Source organism: Cobetia sp. 1AS1 (assembly GCF_029846435.1).
Taxonomy (GTDB): domain Bacteria; phylum Pseudomonadota; class Gammaproteobacteria; order Pseudomonadales; family Halomonadaceae; genus Cobetia; species Cobetia amphilecti.
This window is the reverse complement of sequence record NZ_JARWKU010000011.1, coordinates 1-20,966: the sequence shown is the minus strand read 5'-3', so window position 1 is coordinate 20,966 and position 20,966 is coordinate 1. Positions and strand designations below refer to the sequence as shown.

The 20,966-nt window shown below is 63.0% G+C and carries 19 protein-coding genes; 4 read left to right on the top strand and 15 right to left on the bottom strand.

Annotation, left to right across the window (positions count from 1 at the left end; all coding sequences use genetic code 11):
• The first annotated feature begins 482 nt into the window (after positions 1-482).
• The gene (locus QD280_RS15345) at positions 483-764 is read left to right on the top strand and encodes a hypothetical protein (protein ID WP_279833396.1); all 282 of its coding nucleotides are present in this window, start codon (positions 483-485) and stop codon (positions 762-764) included.
• 339 nt (positions 765-1,103) lie between these two features.
• Here QD280_RS15345 and QD280_RS15340 read toward each other — a convergent pair whose 3' ends face one another.
• The 4 genes from QD280_RS15340 to arfB all read right to left on the bottom strand — a co-directional run bounded on the left by QD280_RS15340 (position 1,104) and on the right by arfB (position 3,082).
• Complete coding sequence (locus QD280_RS15340; protein WP_279839905.1) at positions 1,104-1,406, bottom strand: hypothetical protein; 303 nt, start codon at positions 1,404-1,406, stop codon at positions 1,104-1,106.
• Positions 1,407-1,565: 159 nt separating this feature from the next.
• The gene (locus QD280_RS15335; RefSeq protein ID WP_192838920.1) at positions 1,566-1,868 is read right to left on the bottom strand and encodes a winged helix-turn-helix domain-containing protein; all 303 of its coding nucleotides are present in this window, start codon (positions 1,866-1,868) and stop codon (positions 1,566-1,568) included.
• A gap of 41 nt (positions 1,869-1,909) precedes the next feature.
• Positions 1,910-2,617 (bottom strand): SIMPL domain-containing protein, encoded by a 708-nt coding sequence (locus tag QD280_RS15330; RefSeq protein WP_279839904.1) that lies wholly within the window; start codon positions 2,615-2,617, stop codon positions 1,910-1,912.
• A 51-nt stretch (positions 2,618-2,668) separates the two neighbouring features.
• Positions 2,669-3,082 (bottom strand): alternative ribosome rescue aminoacyl-tRNA hydrolase ArfB, encoded by a 414-nt coding sequence (gene arfB / locus QD280_RS15325; RefSeq protein ID WP_043334927.1) that lies wholly within the window; start codon positions 3,080-3,082, stop codon positions 2,669-2,671.
• Positions 3,083-3,449: 367 nt separating this feature from the next.
• Between arfB and QD280_RS15320 the strand changes: the two genes are divergently transcribed.
• On the top strand, positions 3,450-4,376 hold the full coding sequence (locus QD280_RS15320; RefSeq protein WP_279839903.1) for a LysR family transcriptional regulator: 927 nt from the start codon (positions 3,450-3,452) through the stop codon (positions 4,374-4,376).
• Here QD280_RS15320 and QD280_RS15315 read toward each other — a convergent pair.
• From QD280_RS15315 to QD280_RS15265, 11 genes are all read right to left on the bottom strand, one after another.
• On the bottom strand, positions 4,348-5,271 hold the full coding sequence (locus tag QD280_RS15315; protein ID WP_279839902.1) for an NAD-binding protein: 924 nt from the start codon (positions 5,269-5,271) through the stop codon (positions 4,348-4,350). The genes QD280_RS15320 and QD280_RS15315 overlap by 29 nt on opposite strands.
• A 34-nt stretch (positions 5,272-5,305) precedes the next feature.
• Positions 5,306-6,466, bottom strand: coding sequence for a M20 family metallopeptidase (locus QD280_RS15310; protein WP_279833408.1), 1,161 nt, complete (start codon positions 6,464-6,466; stop codon positions 5,306-5,308).
• 115 nt (positions 6,467-6,581) lie between these two features.
• Positions 6,582-7,877, bottom strand: coding sequence for a DUF3100 domain-containing protein (locus tag QD280_RS15305; RefSeq protein ID WP_131432168.1), 1,296 nt, complete (start codon positions 7,875-7,877; stop codon positions 6,582-6,584).
• A 320-nt stretch (positions 7,878-8,197) separates the two neighbouring features.
• On the bottom strand, positions 8,198-9,496 hold the full coding sequence (locus tag QD280_RS15300) for an AGE family epimerase/isomerase (protein ID WP_347881976.1): 1,299 nt from the start codon (positions 9,494-9,496) through the stop codon (positions 8,198-8,200).
• Positions 9,496-10,839, bottom strand: coding sequence for a trehalase family glycosidase (locus tag QD280_RS15295; protein WP_279839901.1), 1,344 nt, complete (start codon positions 10,837-10,839; stop codon positions 9,496-9,498). The genes QD280_RS15300 and QD280_RS15295 overlap by 1 nt, the downstream gene beginning before the upstream one ends.
• Positions 10,840-10,906: 67 nt before the next feature.
• Entirely contained in the window at positions 10,907-11,941 is a 1,035-nt protein-coding gene (locus tag QD280_RS15290) for an ABC transporter ATP-binding protein (RefSeq protein WP_107334666.1), read from the bottom strand.
• A gap of 101 nt (positions 11,942-12,042) precedes the next feature.
• Complete coding sequence (locus QD280_RS15285; RefSeq protein ID WP_279839900.1) at positions 12,043-12,960, bottom strand: carbohydrate ABC transporter permease; 918 nt, start codon at positions 12,958-12,960, stop codon at positions 12,043-12,045.
• On the bottom strand, positions 12,960-13,808 hold the full coding sequence (locus QD280_RS15280) for a sugar ABC transporter permease (protein WP_192838913.1): 849 nt from the start codon (positions 13,806-13,808) through the stop codon (positions 12,960-12,962). The genes QD280_RS15285 and QD280_RS15280 overlap by 1 nt, the downstream gene beginning before the upstream one ends.
• 187 nt (positions 13,809-13,995) lie before the next feature.
• Entirely contained in the window at positions 13,996-15,264 is a 1,269-nt protein-coding gene (locus QD280_RS15275; RefSeq protein ID WP_054556977.1) for an ABC transporter substrate-binding protein, read from the bottom strand.
• Positions 15,265-15,408: 144 nt separating this feature from the next.
• Entirely contained in the window at positions 15,409-16,410 is a 1,002-nt protein-coding gene (locus QD280_RS15270) for a substrate-binding domain-containing protein (protein WP_279839898.1), read from the bottom strand.
• 416 nt (positions 16,411-16,826) lie between these two features.
• Positions 16,827-18,218, bottom strand: a complete 1,392-nt coding sequence (locus QD280_RS15265; RefSeq protein WP_054556975.1) for a sugar porter family MFS transporter — start codon at positions 18,216-18,218, stop codon at positions 16,827-16,829.
• 325 nt (positions 18,219-18,543) lie between these two features.
• Between QD280_RS15265 and QD280_RS15260 the strand changes: the two genes are divergently transcribed.
• Positions 18,544-19,434, top strand: coding sequence for an MBL fold metallo-hydrolase (locus tag QD280_RS15260; RefSeq protein WP_279839897.1), 891 nt, complete (start codon positions 18,544-18,546; stop codon positions 19,432-19,434).
• A gap of 106 nt (positions 19,435-19,540) precedes the next feature.
• Positions 19,541-20,896 (top strand): FAD/NAD(P)-binding oxidoreductase, encoded by a 1,356-nt coding sequence (locus QD280_RS15255; RefSeq protein ID WP_279839896.1) that lies wholly within the window; start codon positions 19,541-19,543, stop codon positions 20,894-20,896.
• Positions 20,897-20,966: the final 70 nt, after the last annotated feature.

The following is a 20,966-nucleotide window of genomic DNA, read 5'->3' as shown; positions in this document are numbered from 1 at the left end:
ATTCAAGTGAAAAGGCCATCCGGAAACGGATGGCCTTTTTGCGTTTTTGCATGTCCGAAAGATACTTGCCTCTTTACTGTTCGCTCTCTGCTCTTCATTTCCCTTGTCCGCCTCTCATTTCCCTTCTTGCGACAACCAGCCTGCCTCCCGCATCGCGCCTTCGTCCATATCGCTCACTTTCCTGGCGCCTCAGCTCAATCAGCGCTGTGCTCGCGAAAGTTCTTGTCTGTTGATCCAGGCAGAAGCCACTGACATATGGCCCTGAAAACGCTGCCGATTGAGTTGATGTGGATCAATTTTCTGTCGGTTCGAAGGGCGGGGCAGGCAGGATGAGTTCTCTAAGCATGTAAGCATTAGAGTTTTCGTATATACTGCGCCAGTCGATATTGGGGGTGATAATGAAAATCATAGACATTTACACGGCATCTCGATTCAATCCCGAACGATCCATCCTCAGAGAACAGCTGGGCGGAGGCTATGTGGTGCAGACCTGCGCCGTGGCCGCCGAGAACTACTGCTTCGAGGTCTCTCAGTCGCGCAATTTCATCCTGGGGTTTGAGGTCGCGGGTGCACGCAGTGCTGAATTTCTGTCGATCATCACCGAGGATTACGTCTTCCAGCATCCCGGCATTCGCCCGGAAACGCTCTCGGCCTACCTGCAGGATCGCGCCCGACATCCACTGCGTCGTCGCGCTGCCTCTGCGCCTTCCGCCACTGCGTCGGGCGCCGTACGGCGCAGCGTCACCAGCATTGCCGTTGGCTGATGCTGCTTGAGGCGACGCTTTTCAGCGAATGTCGTTGCGCCGTGCTGAGGGGAAAAGCAGGCCAGATGTAGGCAAGAGACAGGCGAGCGCAGGGCAAGCGAGACAGCCAGAAAGACTACAAAGACAAGAAAAACCAGCAGGACAAGGAAGGGTAGAACGCAGCGCTGGGGAAGGGGAGCCGTTCAGAGAAGACTGCGCAGGTTTTTCACTTTTTACTGCGCACACTGTTGCGACACGGGCTTTTGCGGCACACGCTTTTTACGACGTTCACTCTTCGCCGTGCATCTGCTCTTCGCCGTAAATGTGCGCGTCTCATTTATTCGCAGGGCGCGCACAGGGTCATGTTCTGGCCCGATAGCGCCTGAGCGCCCAGACTGTGCTGGCGAGGCTCACACAGCAGAGCAGCGGCAGGGCAACATCGAGACAGGAATCCAGGTTCCAGTGTTGCAGCAGGCCGTAGTCCCAGCTCTCTGCCTTGGGGCCGTCGCCCTTGTATTCGTGCTGAGCGATCTCGCGGCCCACAAACAGGGCGACGGCGATGGCACCTGCCGACCACACGCCAAACAGCGGCCATAGCGCCAGCTGGATCAGCATGGCGATCACGCCATGCTGAACGGCACTGCCCAGAATCTCGGCCGTCATATCTCAGCCATCATGCTGCAGGCCTCATGCTTGAGAGCTCATTCTTGAGAGCTTGTTCTTGAAAGCCATCTGTCGACCTTCACTTCTCGATCCTCATCCCTAGACCCTCATTTTCGACCGTCATTTCTCGGACCTCGTTTTCGATGAAGCTCACGCCTCTCACGCATAGCCCAGTGTCTTCTGCAGGCGCTCGGCGTTGTCGGCGACCCACTGGGCATTGATCGGCCCCCAGTCACGAATCACGTAGTGGCCGATATTGTTGCGCTGGCCTTCCTCACGCTGGAATTCACAGACGATCTCGAGCTCACCCAGGGCAGTGATGGTGTCCTGGGCGGTGCGCCGCGGCATGCCGGTGGCAGCGATGATGGCCGGTACGCTGGCGATGTCATGCGCGATGAGGTGGGCCACGAACAGGCGTCGATAGAAGCTCGTCTGGGTCTTGCTCAGCGGGGTATCGGACATGGGGGCTCCATATGGCGAAGAAGGGGGCTGTCGAGAGGTGATCAGTGGCTCAGGGTGTAGTCGATGGTGGTCACGACTCTGACTTTCTTGATGTCAGGGGTATAGCTGTCGAGATCCGAGATCGAGAAATAGCCCTGGCTGGCATGCTTGATGTGACCCACCGTGCTGCCGGAATCCTCTGCGAACTGCTGGGCGGCGCGCCGGGCATCCGCGGTCGCGGCCGCGATCATGTCGGGCTTGATGGCTTCAAGCCCCGTGAACAGGAATTCGGTGCGATAGGCATAGTCAGCCGAGAGCAGGATACCCTCGCGCACCAGCTCGCCAGTCAGCGAGGTACTCTGCTTGACGAGGTCAACCTTGGGCGAGCGCACCAGCACCGTGGCTTCGGCGCGATAGCGCTCATCTGGGCGCTGAGCGTTGTAGCTGTTGGCGTAGAGGTCAGTCACCTGGGGAGAGGTCACGCTGACCTGGTCGGCGGGGAAGCCTCGGGCGGTGAGAAAGGCGCGAATCTTGCGCTCATCATTGGCCAGCGCCTCATGAAGCCCGGTCAGCTGATTGGCATTGACGCTGAAGTGCAGCGGCCAGAGGGCCAGGTCGGCCTTGACCTCACGCTCCGCGAGCCCCTTGACGGCGACCACGCGGCTGGAAGATACCCACACCTGCGCGGCCTGCTTGAGATAGCTGCCACTCCAGACCATCCCCACGGCCAGCAGGCCGCCCAGCACGGCCGAGCTGATGATGTTGCGCATGAATTGTCGTCCCTGACGTGAGCTGTGAGCTGGCCGCCGCCTGTGGTGGGGTCAGTCCTGTACCTTGCCGCGCATGGCCTTGATCTTGCCCTTGCGCGTCTTGCTGTCGACCCGGCGACGCTTGGCCCCCTTGCTGGGCGCTGTCGCACGGCGCGCCTTCTGTACCTTGACGGCCTCCAGAATCATCGCCTTGAGGCGCGCCAGCGCATCTTCCTTGTTCAGCTCGAGGGTGCGATGGCTCTGCGCCTTGATGATGATGACGCCTTCCTTGCTGATGCGCTGATCCGACAGCTGCATCAGGCGCTCCTTGTAGAAGCCGGGCAGCGTCGAACGCTGCACATCGAAGCGCAGGTGAACGGCGGAGGCGACCTTGTTGACGTTCTGTCCGCCATTGCCCTGGGCGCGAATCTGGGTAAGGTCGATTTCCCAGTCGGCCAGGGCTACCGAATTGGAGATGGTCAGCATATTGAATCTCCTTGTTTTTGGGACTGTGTGGTTTGTCACGCAGGCACAGTCAGTGAAGCGATGGTCCATCTTAGCCTATTCGCGCACTGGCTTCAGAATGGCGCTTGTGTCTGCCCCTCCATTTGGTCAGCTCGCGACGCTGATCGTCTGCCCTCGTGTCACAGCGCCGAGAGCTGTGAGAACTGTCATGAAGAGGAGGAGAGGCGAGGAGGCGAGGCGATGAGTCATTCTGATATGGCGTTGAGGGAGGGCGAGTTCAACCGCGCGCTGCCCGAGACGCCCGGATATCGGGTACTCTGCTGGCTGCGTCTTGCGTCAAGTCTCTCTACTTTGCTTAGCTCCTCTCCCATCCTCTGCAGAGCGCCTCATGGATATCCCGCATCAGCGTCTCGTCTATTTTCAGGTCACCGTCGAAGCCGGCTCCATCCGGCGTGCCGCCGCGCGTCTGAACATCGCCCCCTCGGCTGTCAGTCGTCAGATAGGTCTGCTCGAAGAGGCCATGGCCGCCTCGCTCATCGAGCGTACCCGTGACGGGGTGCAGCCGACGCGGGTCGGCGAGATGCTGCTGGATTACATCCTGCAGCGAGAGAAGCTCGACCAGCATCTCGGCGAACGCCTCGATGCCTATCAGCGGCTGGAAACCGGGGAAATTCGCCTGATCATCGGCGAAGGCTTCGTCGGCGACATCATCAACAGTCCGCTGCGCGCCTTTCGCAAGCAGTATCCCGGCATCACGCTCAAGGTCGATACCGGCAGCATGCAGAGCATCATCGACAGCGTGATCGAGGATGAGGCGGATATCGGCCTGATGTATCACGAGCGGATCCATCCCCAGTTGCGCTTCTGGCATTCGAGCCCGCAGCCGCTGGTGGCCATCATGTCACCGGAGCATCCGCTGGCGAGCGAGTCCCATGCGCTGACGCTCGAGGAAGTGGCACAGCATCCCATGGCGCTGTGGGGGCCGAACCACGGCGTGCGTCAGCTGATGGACGATGGTTTTCGTGAGGCAGGGGTGCGCCCGCATATGGTGGTGCAGACCAATTCCATGGAAGTGCTCAAGCAGGCGGCGCGCTCCGAGCTGTGCATCACGCTGTTGCCGGCCTTCGCCGCGGCGCGTGAGCTTCAGGAGGGCGTGTTGATCGCGCGGGATGTGGAGTGTGCCAGCTTCCGCCAGGCCCGCGCACATATCATCACGCGGGTCGGGCGGCGCATGCCGCGTGCCAGCCTGCAGCTACTGCGCCATCTTGAACGCTGGATCGCGGCTTTCAGTGGTCCGCGTCAGGAAGCGCGCTGATAGCAAGGGCTTGTGTTTTAGGGGCTCTGGTTTCGGTTAGGCGAGGCGGGGGCAGCTGGGCAGGCACCTTGCTCAGCCAGCGATCGCACAGATGATGGAGATCATCCTCGTCCGCCGGACACAGCTCCGGCGGCTGACAGCGCTCGAAGACTGCCTTCATCAAGCCTTCCGGCAGGTTGAGCGTGGTGACGAAACTGCGCGCCAGCCTCAGGTCGCGGCGCAGCTGACCGGTGGAGATCCCCGAGTCATAGCGGCCCGGCAGCACCCAGCGCGGAAAATTCACCTCGCTCACGGCACTGCGCCCGGCGCCCAGATTGATGGCATCGATGCACGCCTGGGGTGTCACGCCCGCGCGATAGGCCATGGCGACCGCCTCGGCAGTGGTGATCAGGTGCGCGGCATGCAGATAGTCGCTGGCCAGGGCGGCGGCATGGCCACAGCCGGCGTCCCCGACGTGCAGATGCTGCGTGCAGATGGCGTCGAGCAGCGCTGACATGCGCGTCACTGTCGCCTCATCACTGCCGATCAACAGCGTCAGGCTGTCATTCGCCTCATCAGCCGGATTGCGACTGGTGGCCGCTTCCAGCCAGTGATGGCCGGCGAGGCGTGTCTGCACGGCCAGTTCGCGGCTGAGCGGGACGTCACCACTGCATAGATCGATCACGGTACTGCCTGGCGGGGCCCTGCGCAGCAGGCCTTGCTTGCCCGTCAGTACCTTCTGCACCTGTTGCGATGTGGCCAGCGCCATCAGGTAGACCTCGGCGCTGAAGGACGAATGACTCGCGACTTGCCCCTCGGGCGCTGCCACTGCCATGACGCCCTCGACTCCGGCATGCGCAAGCGCCTGTATGGCCCGAGTACCAATGGGCGCATCGCCAATCACGCAGATCTTCATGCTGAGCATCCCTCGAGGGTTTGTTCACCTGGCCTCAGGCGGCGGCCAGCAGCTGACGCACCAGCGACGTCCAGTAGCTGACGCCGATGGGCGTGGCAGCATCATTGAAGTCGTAGTGCGGGTTGTGCAGCGAGGCGCTGTCTTCGCCGTTGCCCAGCCAGATATAGGCGCCCGGGCATTCCTGCAGCAGATAGGCGAAGTCTTCCGAGGCCATCGAGGGCGGCAGATCACGATGGACCCGCTGGATGCTCGGCAGCTGCTCGAGAACGCTGGCGCAGCGTTCGGCATGGCCGGGCGCATTGAGCGTCGCGGGATAGCGCGGCTGATAGTCGAAGTTGACCTTGAGACCGTGGAAGGTCGCCATGGCATCGACGGCGTCATGGAAGCGCTGCTGAAGATGCGCGCGCAGTGCCGGGTCGAAGCAGCGCAGGGTGCCGCGCAGTTCAACCTCTTCCGGCATCACGTTGAAGGCATCACCGGCATGGAACTGGGTGATGCTGAGAATCGCGGTCTGGTGCGCCGGCGTCTCGCGGCTGATCAGTCCCTGCAGCTGGGTCACCAGCTGACAGGCTGCCAGGATGGTGTCCTTGCCCAGATGCGGCATGGCGGCGTGGCAGCCGTGGCCGCTCAGGGTCAGGGTGAAGACATCGAAGGCCGCCATCACCGCCTCTTCATGCACCGCCGCCTCGCCGAGCGCCAGCCCCGGCCAGTTGTGCAGGCCATAGATGGCATCCATCGGAAACTGCTCGAACAGGCCGTCCTCGACCATGCGGCGGCCGCCGCCTTCGTTCTCCTCGGCCGGCTGGAACACGAACACCACGCGGCCGGCAAAGTCCGGATCACGCGCCAGTTCACAGGCCGCTCCCAGCAGCATGGTGGTGTGGCCATCATGGCCGCAGGCATGCATCTTGCCCGGTGTGTGCGAGCAATGTGAGACGGCGTTGGCCTCGGTGACATCCAGCGCATCCATGTCGGCGCGCAGGCCGATGGTCTGGCCCGTGCCCAGCTTGCCGTCGAGCACCGCGATCACGCCGGTCTCGGCGAGTCCCGTGGTGACTTCCAGGCCTGCCGCGCGCAGGATCTCGGCGACGCGCGCCGAGGTGCGGTGCTCTTCGAAGGCCGTCTCGGGATGCTGATGAAACTCATGACGCCAGCTGCGCAGCAGTGCCTCGTCGATCTTGTCGGGTAGTTGCATGCTGAATTCCTGTGGAAACCGGCACCCTGGAGTGCCGGCGTGAAAGTGATGAGAAGGGGGTAGCAAAGAGAGAAGCGAAAGGTAATGCAAAAGGTACAGCCCGAAGCTCGTGTGATCAGAGCAGTGCCTGCGCCACGACCGCCGAGCCGATATAGGTGCCAGTGAAGACCAGCAGCGAGATGATCACCAGCTTCCAGCCCGCCTGGCGGAACATGCTGAACTCGCGCTTGCTCAGCGCCAGACCCGCATAGCCGAGTACCGGCGTGACGATGGCGAGGAAGTTGACGAAGCCCAGCTGCTCGGTGATCCAGCCGCTGCCCGGGAACCACGGCAGCGTCATCAGGATGCTGACCAGCGACACCCATGCGATGGCCGGCAGGTAGAAGGGCATGACGCGGGCGACCAGCAGGCCGAGCATGGTCATCACGTACAGGATCAGCATGCCGGGGGCGGCGTCGATCAGGCTGGCGCCATTGATGGTGTTGACCACCCAGCCGACCACGCAGACGGCCGCGACGACCATGGCTGTCTTGCCCAGCTGATTTTCCGGGCGGTCTTCAACCAGCGCGTCTGAGGCGAGCTTGGCTTCCTCGTCATTCATGGCGTCATCGCTGCCGGCCCGCTTGCGGCTGAAGAAGCGGAACAGGCGCTCGGCGACCGGCAGGGCGATGAATAGCGAGACGTAGAGGCCGGTGGCATAGGTCAGCAGGTTGCTGGCGCCGGCGAAGGCCAGCAGCTCTTCGCCCATCTCCGGCAGGGCACCGGCGATGGCGCCGGAACACGCCGCCACCATGCTGCCGCTGCCGACACCGCAGGCCATCGCCAGCGCGCGCGGGTCGAAGATGTCCAGTGACGTCAGATAGCCCGCCATCAGCGCGAACCACAGGGTGCCGAACATGGTGCCCACGACATAGACGCCCATCACGCCGACGCCTTCCGGGCCCTTGAGGCCGTATTTGTCGGAGATGATCGCGATATTGGGTTCACGCGCGATGGAGTAGGTCGCACCGATCGCCTCACGGCCCATCTTGAGCACCACTACCGCGATCGGCATCGCGATCAGCATGGTGCCCAGATTGCCCAGCTCCTGCAGGATCAGCGCCGGACCCGCCGAGATCAGCTGCTCGATGGCCGGGCCGATGGTGGAACCGAAGCGGGCGATGAACGGCATGATCGACAGCAGGATGACCGGCCCTGCCGCCGCGCTGACCACCGGCGGGATGAAGCGCCTGGTGCCACTGAACAGGTGCGGATTGCACAGTACGGCGGCAATGAAGGCATAGAACAGCGGCAACAGCAGCAAGGTGCCGGGGCCGAGCGGGAACTTGAGAATACCGATCAGTTCGGCGCCGAGAGACAGCACCACGACCAGCAGGTGCAACCGCCAGTCCAGGAGTTGAGAAAGGGGCATGTGGGACTCCGCTTGTTATTGTAGTTTCTCTAGCTGATGAAACGTCTGGAATGCAGCGCCTCGGGGCATGCCCGCGGCTGTCGGCTGCCACCCTCTGTCGGGGCGGTCAGCGCAATCCAGTATTGTCAGGAGCGGTGCTCTAAAGAAACACGGAGGGTGTTCGAAATAATAGCGCGGGTCGTCATTGCCACTGAACCAGGCGCCCACAACGCAGCGACCCGACACGCCGCGGGAGGCGGCGTGTCGGGTCGTCGGGTGTATCGAACGTGTCGAGCGTATCGAGACTGGCTGCGGGCCGCCATTCACGGCCCGGCGGGCAGTCAGTCGCGGGTGATCACGCGCAACAGTTCATGGCAGGCGCCGAGACTGTGATAGTCACACTTGGCACCCGGCGAGCTCTTCAGGTCATCGAAGCGCTGGTTGTCGGCATTCAAAAGGCGATACCAGGCACCGTGCTGGTGATCGATGAAGTGCTGCCAGGCGTAGCCCCACAGGCGCTCGTACCACTCGGCGTAGTGTGAATCGCCGGTGGCCTCGTGCAGCAGCGCCGCGGCCACCAGGCTCTCGGCCTGCACCCAGAAGTACTTGTCGTCGTCGCAGATGGTGCCATCCGGCGCGAAGCCGTAGTAGATGCCGCCGCGTTCGCTGTCCCAGGCCAGATCCAAGGCGGTATCGAACAGACGCTGCGCGGTCGGCAGCAGCCAGTCGTCATCGCGATGACGCTTGAGCATCAGCAACAGCTTGGCCCATTCCGTCAGGTGACCCGGCTGGAAGCCCCACGGACGGTAGAGGTTCTTGGGGTCGTCGCGGTTGTAGTCCCAGTCGACGTTCCAGTCGCGATCGTAATGCTCCCAGATCAAGCCATCGGCCTTGGCGGCCTGACGCTGGCAGATGTTGCTGGCCAGGGTCATGGCCCGCTCCAGATAGTGCGCCTCGTCGGTGGCCTCGAAGGCGGCCAGCATGGCTTCACAGGCATGCATGTTGGCGTTCTGGCCACGGTAGTCGGACAGCGTCTGCCAATCGGCGCTGGCCTCGTCGGCATAGAGCCCCGCCTCAGGCGACCAGAACTTGTCTTCCATCAGCGCGCGGGTCTCCTCGAGCCAGCCGCGAGCCTCCTCGATGCCGGCGCGCCAGGCCGTCGCATAGGCCAGCATCACGAACGCCAGGCCGTAGCACTGGTTGGTGTGGTCTGCCTCGCCTTGCTCGCTCAGCGACCACAGATAGCCACCGGTCTGCGGATCGAGATGCACATCGCGCAGGTAGTCGATGCCGTGACGGGTCGCGGCCAGACACTGCTCATCACCGCTGCGCAGATATTCCATCGCGAAGTTGAAGACCATCCGCGTGCTGCTGACCAGATGACGCGCCGCGGGCGCATACACCGTGCCGTCGTCGCGCCAGGCCTGGAAGTAGCCACCGCGCTCATGGTCTATCGCCTTGGGCAGATAGAAGTCCATGATCGAGCGGATATGCTCGCCCAGAAAGCCGCGGCTGGCGAACGTTGCCGGCATGGGCGGTACCGCCTGGCGTGACAGCGGTGCCTTTTGCGGTGCCTGCATCAGTGGAGAGGCTTGTTGAGGCTGTTGCTGAGACTGTTGCTGAGAGGCGTGCTGAGTCATCAGGAAGCCTCCACGACGCCGGCTGCCGCCTTGCTGGCGGTGAAGCTCTCCAGCGGGTTGAGCCAGTAGAGGTCCATCGCCGCGGTCCAGGAGAAGTCGCGGCCGCCACAGCCTTCGCCGGTCACCGAGTTGAAGTACTCGTAGTAGCCGGCGGCCTCGATGCACTTCTGGCTGGCCTGCTTGATCTGGTCGGCCTCGCGGGACATGCCATATTCCTCGCAGCCGATGGCCAGCATCCAGTTGATGTGCAGCCAGCTCGGTCCGCGCCAGTAACGCTTCGGCTCGAAGCGGGTGCTTTCCGGATGGGTGGAGGCGACACCGAAGGGCGCCTGTTCCAGCCATTCCTCGAGCAGACCGCCCATGCGCTGCGCCTGGGCGCCGCTGGCGACACCGGCGAACAGCGGCAGAATGCCGGCGGTGGTGACGTGCTCCAGCAGCACGTTGGCACGCGCATCGCGGCTCAGGAAGCAGCCCAGCTCATCGCTCCACAGCGCCTGCACGCCTTCCTCGGTGCGCGCCAGCGACTGCTTGAGGCTGAAGAGCGCCTCGCCGTGGGTGTTGACCAGGCCCAGACCGGCGGCATCCTCTTCACACAGCGCGATCAGGTCGCGCGTGCCACGGTGAAGGATGGAAATCAGGCTGATGTCCTCGACGCGGTACGGGCAGTCGCGATACAGCACCTCGGCGTCGTGCTCGTTCTGCTGGAAGAACTTCACCAGATAGATGTAGCGATCGTATTCGTACTTGTGCGGGCGCTCGGAGGGATCGACCAGCCCGGTATCGCGACGCACGTATTCGGCATCGACCGGCGGCACGCCAGCCAGCGGGCCATCCCACTGGGGGCTATTGTCCATGCCCGATTCCCACGGGTGATAGCTGCACACGCGGCCAGTGTGTTCCGGATCACGGTCGCGATAGAACCACAGGTGGTAGCGGATGACGCCGGGCAGGGTGGCGGCCAGTTTTTCCTCGGCAAGCTGGCGATCACGGCCTTCCTCGAACAGCAGCTTCATGACACTGGCCAGCACCGGCGGCTGGGAGATGGCGCTGGTCGAAGGGCTGTGATTGACGCCCCAGACTTCCGGCCCCGGGAAGTAGGTTTCCGCATCACCGTGGAAGACGATGTGCGGCACCATGCCGTTGTCCCACTGGCCTTCCAGCAGGCGCTCGACCTCACGCCAGGCACGCGCTTCGTCACCGGCTGCCAGCCAGCCCAGCGCGGTGATGGCGGCGTCCCAGTTCCACTGGAAGGGGTAGAGGCCACGCGTGGGCACGGTGTAGCCGCCCAGGTCGTTGAGCTTGAGAACGTCGTGAGCGCTGAGCGCGTCGAGCTTGGCATTCATGTAAGTCGGCTCCGTTCGGGATGAAAGGTTTGGGCTGAAAGGTTGGGTAGAGAGGGGGCGGGGTGCCTTACGCCGACATCAGGTGGCCGCTGTGGTCGTAGAAGCGCACCTTCTCGGCCAGCGGGCGGATGTGGATGTCGCTGCCATTGCCGACATCGAGATCGCTCGGCACGTTGACGCGAATCATCTCGTCGCCGAAACGCGCGGTCAGCTGCTTGTGCGATCCCAGCAATTCCGAGACCAGTACGCGTACCGGGGCGAAGTTCTCGGTGGGCTCGAAGCGCACCTCGAAGTCCTCGGGGCGGATACCGCATTTGTGCACCTGCTGGCTCGATTGCTCGGGGCGGGTCGGGTGATTCCAGCGCGCATCCGGCGGGATGAAGTTCATCGGCGGGTTACCGATGAAGCTGCCGACGAATTCGGTCGCCGGATAGTGGTAGATCTCGGAGGGCGGCGCGTACTGCTCGATCTGGCCACCCTTCATGACTGCGATACGGTCCGCCAGGCTCATGGCCTCGACCTGATCGTGGGTCACGTAGATGGTGGTGGTGTCGGAGGCGGCGAGAATGGTCTTGAGCTCGGCGCGCATCTCCAGGCGCAGCAGGGCATCCAGATTCGACAGCGGCTCATCCATCAGCAGCACTTCCGGCTCCATCGCCAGGGCGCGCGCGACCGCGACACGCTGACGCTGACCGCCGGAGAGTTGACCGGAGTAATGATCGAGACGGTCCTCGATATGCATCAGTGCGGCGGTTTCCTTCACCTTGCGCTGGATATGCGCCTCGCTGTCCTTGCGCACCCGCAGGCCGAAGGCGATGTTCTCCGCCACGGTCATGTGCGGGAAGACGGCGTAGTTCTGGAACACCATTGCGATGCGACGATCGCGCGGTGCCAGCGAGGTGATCTCGCGCTCGCCGATGCGGATCGAGCCGCTGCTCTCGTATTCCAGCCCCGCGATGATGCGCAGCAGGGTGGACTTGCCGCAGCCGGACGGGCCGAGCAGCACGGTGAATTCCTTGTCGCGGATCTCGAGATCGATGGACTTGAGGATTTCCTGCTTGCCGAACTGCTTGCGTACGGCGCTGATTTGGATGGCTGACATGGTCTGACTCCTTTGATCGAGAGCGGCGGCGAGGAAGTGAACTCGCTTGCGAGAGACGATGAAGATCGCCGCCGGTCATTGGCCTGATGAGCGGGCGTACGTTAGCGGTTGGAAATGCCCCACATGCTGAACAGGTACTTCCTGATCGCGAACAGGAACAGCAGCGCCGGGACGACCAGAATCAGACCACCGGCATACTTGATCTCGGCAGGTGACTCGGAAAGGCTCTGCACCAGGAAGGCGGTCAGGGTGCGGTTCTCGACGGTGAGGATTGCCGAGGCAAACACCTCGTTCCACGAGATCACGAAGGCGAACACGGCCGAGGCGGTGATGCCCGGCGCGGCCAGCGGCAGCACCACGCGGCGGAAGGCCTGCCAGCGGTTGCAGCCCATCAGCCAGGCGGCTTCCTCGAGTTCCACCGGAATACCCATGAACAGGCTGGAGGTGATCAGCACCGCAAACGGCAGTGCCAGGGTGGCGTGCACCATCGCCAGTCCCAGGATGGAGTCATCGATGCCGACCTGGATGAAGATGACGGCCAGCGGCAGCGCCAGCAGCGGCATCGGGAAGGCCCGCGACAGGATGATGATCATGCGGTAGGCATTCATGCCCGGGAACACGAAGCGGGCCAGTGCATAGCCTGCCGGTGCGCCGAGCACGATGGCGATCACCATGGTGAAGACGGCGGCCAGCAGCGAGTTGCCCAGCGCACTGATCACGCCCTGGTAGTGCCAGAAGAAGTCGAGGGTCTCGAAGCTCAGCGCCGGGGTCAGGGTCTTGGGCCAGCCGGTGATCTGCTCCGGCGTGCTGACGCTGTTGAGCATCAGCAGGGCGATGGGCACCAGCACCCACAGCACCAGAATCGAGACACCGGCCCGGAACAGCCATTTCCAGGCCATGTCATTGCGCCGTGGCTTGTGGGCGGTCTGTGCCTCCTGGCGTGAGGAGTCGGCTGAGGAGGCGCTTGCGCGTGACGAAAGTGATGACGGCATGACGGCCTCGGAAGAAGAGGATTTCATCAGCGGGCCTCCTTCGGCACATTGAGGAACTTGATGTAGAAGCCGGTGATGACCACCGAGATCAGCATGATCAACACCGCGTAGGCCGCAGCGGCACCTGTCTGCTGGTAGAGGAACTGCCAGTCGAAGGTCTCGCTCATCAGTACCGGCATGTCACTGCCGCCCAGCATCATCACTACCGCGAAGACCTCGAGTGCCAGCAGGGTGCGCAGAATCAGCGCCGACTGGATGCTGGGGCGCAGCATCGGCAGGGTGATCTTCCACAGGCGCTGCCAGTAGCTGGCGCCGAACACCTGACCGGCCTCGTCATATTCCTTGGGGATCAGCCCCATGCCGGATACCAGGATCACCAGCACGATGGCGGTACCGCGCCAGATCTCGGCGACCACGACGGCCAGGAACAGCGCGAAGGCATTCTGATAGTTGAGCCAGGACGCCGGCGCATCGATCACGCTGACCGCGCTCAAAAAGCTGTTGAGGAAGCCGAACTGCTCGAGGATCGCCAGCCAGATGATGCCGGCGGCCAGATCGGAGATGCCCAGCGGGATGGTCCAGATGTAGAGGATGCTGTCGCGCCCCTTGTTCATCCTGGTGACCATCAGCGCCATGCCGATGGCCAGCACCAGCTGCAGCGGCACCACGACCCCGGTCAGCAGCAGGGTGTTCTTGAGTGACGGCCAGAAGTTGAAGTCCTGATAGATGCGCGTGAAGTTGGCCAGGCCCACGTTGCCGTCACTGCTGGTGAAGGCCTCGGCGAAGATCTGGATGAACGGATAGAGAAAGAAGGCACCCATGAACAGCAGGCTGGGGGCGATCAGGTAATAAGGTAGCCAGCGATCGTGCTTCATCTTTGCTCACCTTTGGCGTTGTTGTGATGGCTTGTCGAAATGGTTTGGTGGCACCGGGTCGGCATGACAGGGGTTGGCGTACCGTCATGGCGACCCGTCGGGGGGTGCCGTTGCTGCTGCTGTGTTGCGAGTGCTGCGTGTGTGGCGAGTGTTGCGTTCTTGAGTGTTGCGTTCTGGCGCCAGCGGCTTACTTGACCGGGCAGGGGCCGTCGCTGGGCGTATCCGGGAGCCAGCAGCCTGCACCTGATGTGTTGATCAGCGTCTGCAGGCGCGGGGCGAGGATATCCAGCGTCTCCTCGATGTCGGCGTCGCGCAGTACGATCTGCACGAAGGCATCGCGGTAGATCTTGTTGAACAGGCCCGACTGCTGGCCCAGGCCGCTGGGCAGCAGCGAGAGCACGGCGTCATCGGCGGAGGACTGGGCCGCGACCGCCTTGCCGGACATGCGAATGCTGGCGGGCAGGTCATCGGGCAGTTCAGCCTCCACCACCGGGAAGAAGTTGGTGGCCCGCAGGGTGCGAATCTGGGCTTCCGGCGTCATCAGATAGCGGATCAGCTTGCGTGAGGCATCGGGATTCGTGGCATTGGCGGGTACCGCCAGGCCAGCGACCACCGGCATGTAGCCGCGTCCGCTGGGGCCGGCAGGGGCCGGGAAGGCCACGTACTGATCCGGCTGCTTGTTGAAGGCATCCTTCAAGCGCGCGGTGTGATCGAAGGCGACCCACACCTCGCCATTGAGCAGCGGTTCCTGCATGAAGCCGTAGGCGGTGGAGCGCGGATTGGTCACCGCCCAGATCTCGCGGAACTTCTGCCACATGGCCACGGCGTCATCGCTGCGGAACTCACGCACCACCGAGTGGGTGAAGGACGGGTAGAGATAGCCTTCCAGGAAGCGGTGGATCAGCCCCTTGCGACCGGCCGGGAAGCCCAGCTTGGGGCTGCCGGTGGCCTCCTGCATGTTGCGGCCCCAGGCCAGCAGCTCGTCATAGCTCAGCGCGTTCAGGTCGGCGCCTTCAGGCAGGTAGGGCAGCGCCTTGCGATTGGCGGCCATGATGTAGGTCGCCTGCATCCACGGAATGTAGCGCTGCTGGTCGCCGCCCAGCTTGCCCAGCGTCATGTACTGCTGGCTGATGCCCGCGTCCGCAAGCGAGCCTTGCAGGTCATCCAGCGGCGCCAGAATGCTGGGCGTCAGCGACCCCAGTTCGCCGTGCAGCCCGCCGAGCAGATCCAGCGCGCCATCGGGGCTGGTCTTCTCCGCCTCGAGACGCGACAGGAAGGTGCCAGTCTCCTGCGGCATGTAATTGATGGCCTCGGCGTAGGGTGCCAGCGCGATCTCGCGCATCTGCTGGGCCTCTTCCAGCGGTCTGGCCTGGGTGCTGAAGAAGGTGATGTCAGCGAGGGCGGACGTGCTGCCCAGCAGCGCCAGCAAAGCGAGGGCGGTTGGCATCTTGCGCATGGAGGTCTCCCCGGTCGGGTGTTGTTTTTCTGGCGTCACGCTGACCACGTTCTGACGGTGGCATTTTGCGATCAGGTATTTTGCGATCAGGCGTTTTGCAGTCAGGCGTCTGGCGTCGTGAGGTCAGTCGATGGTCCTGTGTGCTCAGGCAGTGGTATCGCGCAGCAGCAGGTCGTAATCGAAGCAGCGATGGCGTGGCGCGCCATCCTGCGGCGCCAGCACCAGTTCGATCAGCGCCTGACTGACGGTCTCGAACGAGATGTCCAGGGTGCTGAGGCTGGGCTGGCGGTACATCTGCGGCGGCAGGTTATCGGCGCCGATGATGGCGATGTCCTTGCCGGGTGTATGGCCGCAGGCGCTGACCGCTTCCATCACGCCGTAGGCGAAGATGTCGCTGGCACACACGAAGGCGGTGGGGGCGTTGGCCCCGGACAGCGCTTCCTGGGCGACCTGATAGGCGCTGGCATAGCCGTGCGGGCAATGGCGCGAGCTGGGCGCGAGGCCGGCGTCGTGCATCGCCTGCAGATAGCCGGTCTCACGTTCGACGGCGGTGTAGAGGTCGCTGAAGAAATTGAGGAACAGGATGTTGCGATGGCCCAGGCCAATCAGGTGGCGGGTGGCGCGCATGAAGCCGTCGGCGGCATTGATGTCGACCCAGTCGTGTTCGCTGGCGCGGCCGGTACGACCGTGAGTGACGAAGGGGATGCCGCTGTCGAGCAGGAAGTCGACGCGCGGGTCCTGAATGCGGGTACGGGCCACCACGAAGGAATCGACCTTGCCGCCATCGATGAAACGCTTGTAGGTGTTCAGCTCGTCGCGGTCCTCGGGCACCGTGGTGACGATGAGGTCATGTTCCGGTGCGGCGTCGTGCAGCGCCTGGCCCAGCGCGACCAGCAGGCGGGTGTTGAACTGATCACGAAAGTCGCCCTGGGCGCCGTTCATGATGTAGCCCACCGAGGAGGTGCGGCCTGTCTTCAGGCGGCGTGCACTCTGATTGGGCTTGTAGCCCACTTCACTGGCGTAGGCCTGCACCCGCTCACGGGTCGTGGCGCTGACATCCTCGAATCCGCCCAATGCCCGCGAGACCGTCGTGACCGACAGGCCCAGCTGGCTGGCGAGATGCTTGAGTGTGATGTTCGGCGGCATGGCACTTTTCCTTTGCGGTAACTGTGAGCGGAAACCGTTACCCGAAACGTTTCGGAAGCGATCTTTTCACTGTTTTGATTAGCTTGGCAAGAATGACGAGACCAAAGAATATATCCGTAATAATCCCGACATATGGCGCTGAAAATCGCCTCTCAGGCTGGCGATTGAGCCGGCGACGATACCACGCTATTTGCACGTAGCGATCTGGCGCGCGTCAGCGCAGGAGGAGGGCAGCAAGCCATGTGCGTTGTGGGTAGCGGAGCCGCTCTTATATCGTGAGGCGACGCTCGGCGGGGGGGGGGGCTGACGGGCATGGCTGCCAGAGCCATAAACGCCGACACCCCGCACAGGGCGGGGTGTCGGCGTCTGTAGAGCGTTATTCGAGTCCAGGCTTCAAAGCCCGATCGTCAAGAGCCTCAGTTGCCCTGTGGCGCGAGTGCCGCGGCCTGTTCCTGCTCCTTCTCCTTGCGCGAAGGGCGGATCAGACGGCCCTGCAGGTCCTCAAGCGAGACACCCTTGGTCTCGGGCATGAAGAACAGCACGAACACCAGTTGCAGCAGCATCATGACGGCGAAGAAGGCAAACACCGGCCCGCCGCTGAAGTGGCTGAGGATGGTCGGCATCAGCAGCGCGATCAGCGCCGCGAAGATCCAGTGCACGGAGCTGCCGAAGGACTGGCCCATGGCACGTACCTTGTTGGGGAATATCTCGGAGATGAACACCCAGATCACCGTGCCCTGGCTCATGGCATGCGCCGCGATGAACACGCCCAACAGCACCGGCACACCGTAGCCGCCCATGGCGGAGAAGTCCTCGAGATGGAAGGCCCAGGCGATCAGGCACAGCGACACCAGATAGCCGGCAGAGCCGATCTTGATCAGGGTGCGGCGCCCCAGCTTGTCGATCAGCGACATGCCCAGCAGGGTGAAGACGAGGTTGATCACCCCGATGCCCGCCGTCGAGAGCAGGGCAGCACTCGCTTCCAGCTGCGCCTCGGCCAGAATGCGCGGCGCGTAATAGATGATGAAGTTGATGCCGGAGAGCTGATTGAAGGCCGCGATCAGGAAGGCGAACAGCACCGGCAGACGATAGCGCCAGGCGAACAGACGGGTGTGCTGCTTGGCACTTGCCTCGCTCTCGGTGCCGCGGATGATGGCGATTTCCTCGGCGATGTCGGCCTTGGGGTTGATCAGCGCGATGATCTCGGCGGCGGCCGCCTCATCGTTGCGCTTGAGGATCAACCAGCGCGGGCTGCGCGGCACCTTGCAGATCATCAACAGATAGAGCGCGGCCGGCACGGCTTCCACGCCCAGCATCCAGCGCCAGTTCTCACCATCGATGAAGCCGATGAAGTAGTTGGAGACGAAGGCGATCAGGATCCCGAAGACGATATTGAACTGATAGAGCCCGACCAGCGCACCACGCCGCTTGCGCGGTGCGATTTCCGAGATGTAGATAGGCGCTGCGACGGATGAGGCCCCCACGCCCAGCCCGCCCAGCAGACGGAAGAACGAGAACACATAAGGGTCAGTGGCCAGCGCCGACCCCAGCGCCGAGACCAGATAGAGGATACCGATGCCGATCAGCGTGGCGCGGCGCCCGAAGCGATCGGTCGGCCAGTTGCCGAAGATGGCGCCGATCACGGTGCCCCACAGGGCCATCGACATAATGATGAGGCCGTGGTTGAGATCGCTCAGACCCCATTGGCTCTGCAGTGAGGTATCCGCCCCCGAGATGACGGCGGTATCGAAACCGAACAGGAAGCCGGCGAGGGCAACCGTGATCGACCATTGAAGTATTCGTGACATGGTGTAGCTCGTCCAATGAGGGCTAGGGTAAGTGACAGCAACTTGTGAAACTTAATCGTTCAAGATTGTATGGCTGAATCGTGTCACCGCGCAATGTCAGCATAGCGTGTGCGATTCTTTCTATCAGCTATACCTTATGGTGAAAGGCATTTCGTTGAGGGATGTCGCTCATCGCCTATTCGGAAATTCAATAGCTAGAACAATAGGTTATTGAAAATGTCTTATTGTTATTCTTTATAGTTTTAACGTTATTCTTTTTTGCGTTGTTGCTGCTTCAGGCGTAGGCTTGAGGCATCAATCCTTGAGCGAAGCAGGAGGTCGGAAGATGGCAACCTCAACACAGCGCCCCCAGGTCGAGAGCTTCTTCGACGAAGACAGCAACACCTTCACGCACCTGGTGCGCGACCCGCAGTCCCGCCAGTGCGCGATCATCGATCCCGTGCTCGACTTCGATTATCCCGCAGGCCACACCAGCACCCGCTCAGCGGATGCCTTGCTTGCGCATATCGAAGCCGAGTCCCTCGAGGTGGCGTGGATTCTCGAGACCCACGTTCACGCCGACCATCTGTCAGCGGCCGCCTATCTGAAAGGCAAGCTGGATTGCCAGCTGGCGATCGGGGCGCGCATACGCGAAGTGCAGGACATCTTTGCCGATATCTTCGCCGCCGAGGCGGGCTTCGCGCGTGATGGCCGCCAGTTCGATCGCTTGCTGGAAGAGGGCGACAGCCTGGCGATCGGGGGGCTTGAATGCCGCGTGCTGCATACGCCGGGCCATACGCCGGCCTGCGTGAGCTACGTGATCGGCGACGCCGTCTTCGTCGGCGATACCCTGTTCATGCCCGATTACGGCACCGCGCGCTGCGATTTCCCCGGCGGCGATGCGCGTACGCTGTATCGCTCGATTCACAAGGTGCTCTCGCTAGCCGACAGCACACGCATCTTCCTGTGCCATGATTATTCGGCCGAAGGGCGGGAAGGCTTCTGCTGCCAGACGTCGGTGGGTGAGCAGCGTGAGCACAATATCCATGTGCATGACGGCATCGATGTGCAGGCCTTCGTCGACATGCGTACCAAGCGTGATGCCGGGCTTGGCATGCCGCGTCTGATGCTGCCGGCGGTGCAGGTGAACATGCGTGCTGGCCAGATGCCGCCGGCGGAAGACAACGGTCGCGCCTATCTCAAGATTCCGCTTAACCTGCCGTTTGATCGGCTGTGATGGCTGCCATGCCGGCAGGGAGCATGTCCAGGCGCTTTGCCTATGTAGCTTGCTTACGTAATTTTGTGACTCTAATGGACGATTTTCCGCGATAGGAGCCTTATCGATGAGCCAGAGCACGCCAGAGACCCCGCCAGTTTCGGATTCTGCAACGACGCCTTGTGACAATCAGGGGGCTGATTCGGCCACCGAAGCGACCCGCGCCGCCAATCACCGCCTGGCACCCAACGCCCACAAGGTGGTGATCATCGGTGGCGGGGCCGGCGGTATCGCGGTGGCGGCCAGTCTGCTCAAGCGCCAGCCGGGCATGGACATCGCCATCGTCGAACCCGCTGAGCAGCACAGCTATCAGCCGGGCTGGACGATGGTCGGTGGCGGCATCTTCACGCCGGAATTCACGCGCAAGCCGATGCACTCGGTGATGCCCAAGGGCGTTCACTGGTATCGCGATACGGCCACCGGCATCGATGCCGAAGCGCACGAAGTCACGCTCGGCAATGGTCATCGTCTGCGCTACGAGCGTCTGGTGATCGCCATCGGGCTGGAGCTGGACTGGGGCGCCATCGACGGGCTTGAGGAGACGCTGGGCGAAAATGGCGTCACCTCCAACTATCGCTATGATCTCGCGCCCTATACCTGGCAGCTGGTGCAGACCCTCAAGGGCGGCAAGGCGCTGTTTACCCAGCCGCCGATGCCCATCAAGTGCGCCGGTGCGCCGCAGAAGGCGATGTATCTGGCCTGCGATCACTGGCAGCGCGAGAACGTGCTGTCGCAGCTCGAGGTCAGCTTCCACAACGCCGGTGGCGTGATGTTCGGCGTGCCGGCCTACGTGCCAGCGCTGGAAGAGGCGGTCGCGGGCTATGGCATCGACGTCAGGTTCCACCAGCGGCTGGTCGCGGTGGATGGCGAGACGCAGACGGCACGCTTCGAGGTGCCGGCAGCCGAGGAGGGCGGCGAGCCACAGATCGTCGAGCAGCCCTTCGACATGCTGCATGTGGTGCCGCCGCAGAAGGCACCGGCGTTGATCGCACAATCCGGGCTGGCCAACGCCGCTGGCTGGCTGGATCTCGAGCCCGAGACCCTGCAGCACATGGGCCATCCCGACATCTTCGGGCTGGGCGATGTCAGCGGTACCTCGAATGCCAAGACCGCCGCGGCGGTGCGCAAGCAGTCCCCCGTGGTGGTCGAGAACCTGCTGGCCACGCTGACCGGTGGCGCGCTCACCGCAGGCTATCGGGGCTATGGCTCCTGCCCGCTGACGGTGGAGAACGGCCGTATCGTGCTGGCGGAATTCGGTTATGGCGGTGAACTGCAGCCCACCTTCCCCAAGTGGGTCAATGACGGCACGCGCCCGACTCGCCTGGCCTGGCAGCTCAAGGCGCGGGGGCTGCCGTTCATCTACTGGAACCTGATGCTCAAGGGCCACGAATGGCTGGCGCGTCCGGCGTCACGCGATGTCTGAGCCGGTTCGAGAGGCAAAGGGGACGTCGCTTGCCCGCTGGCTGCCGCTGGCGGGTTGGCTTGCCCACTAT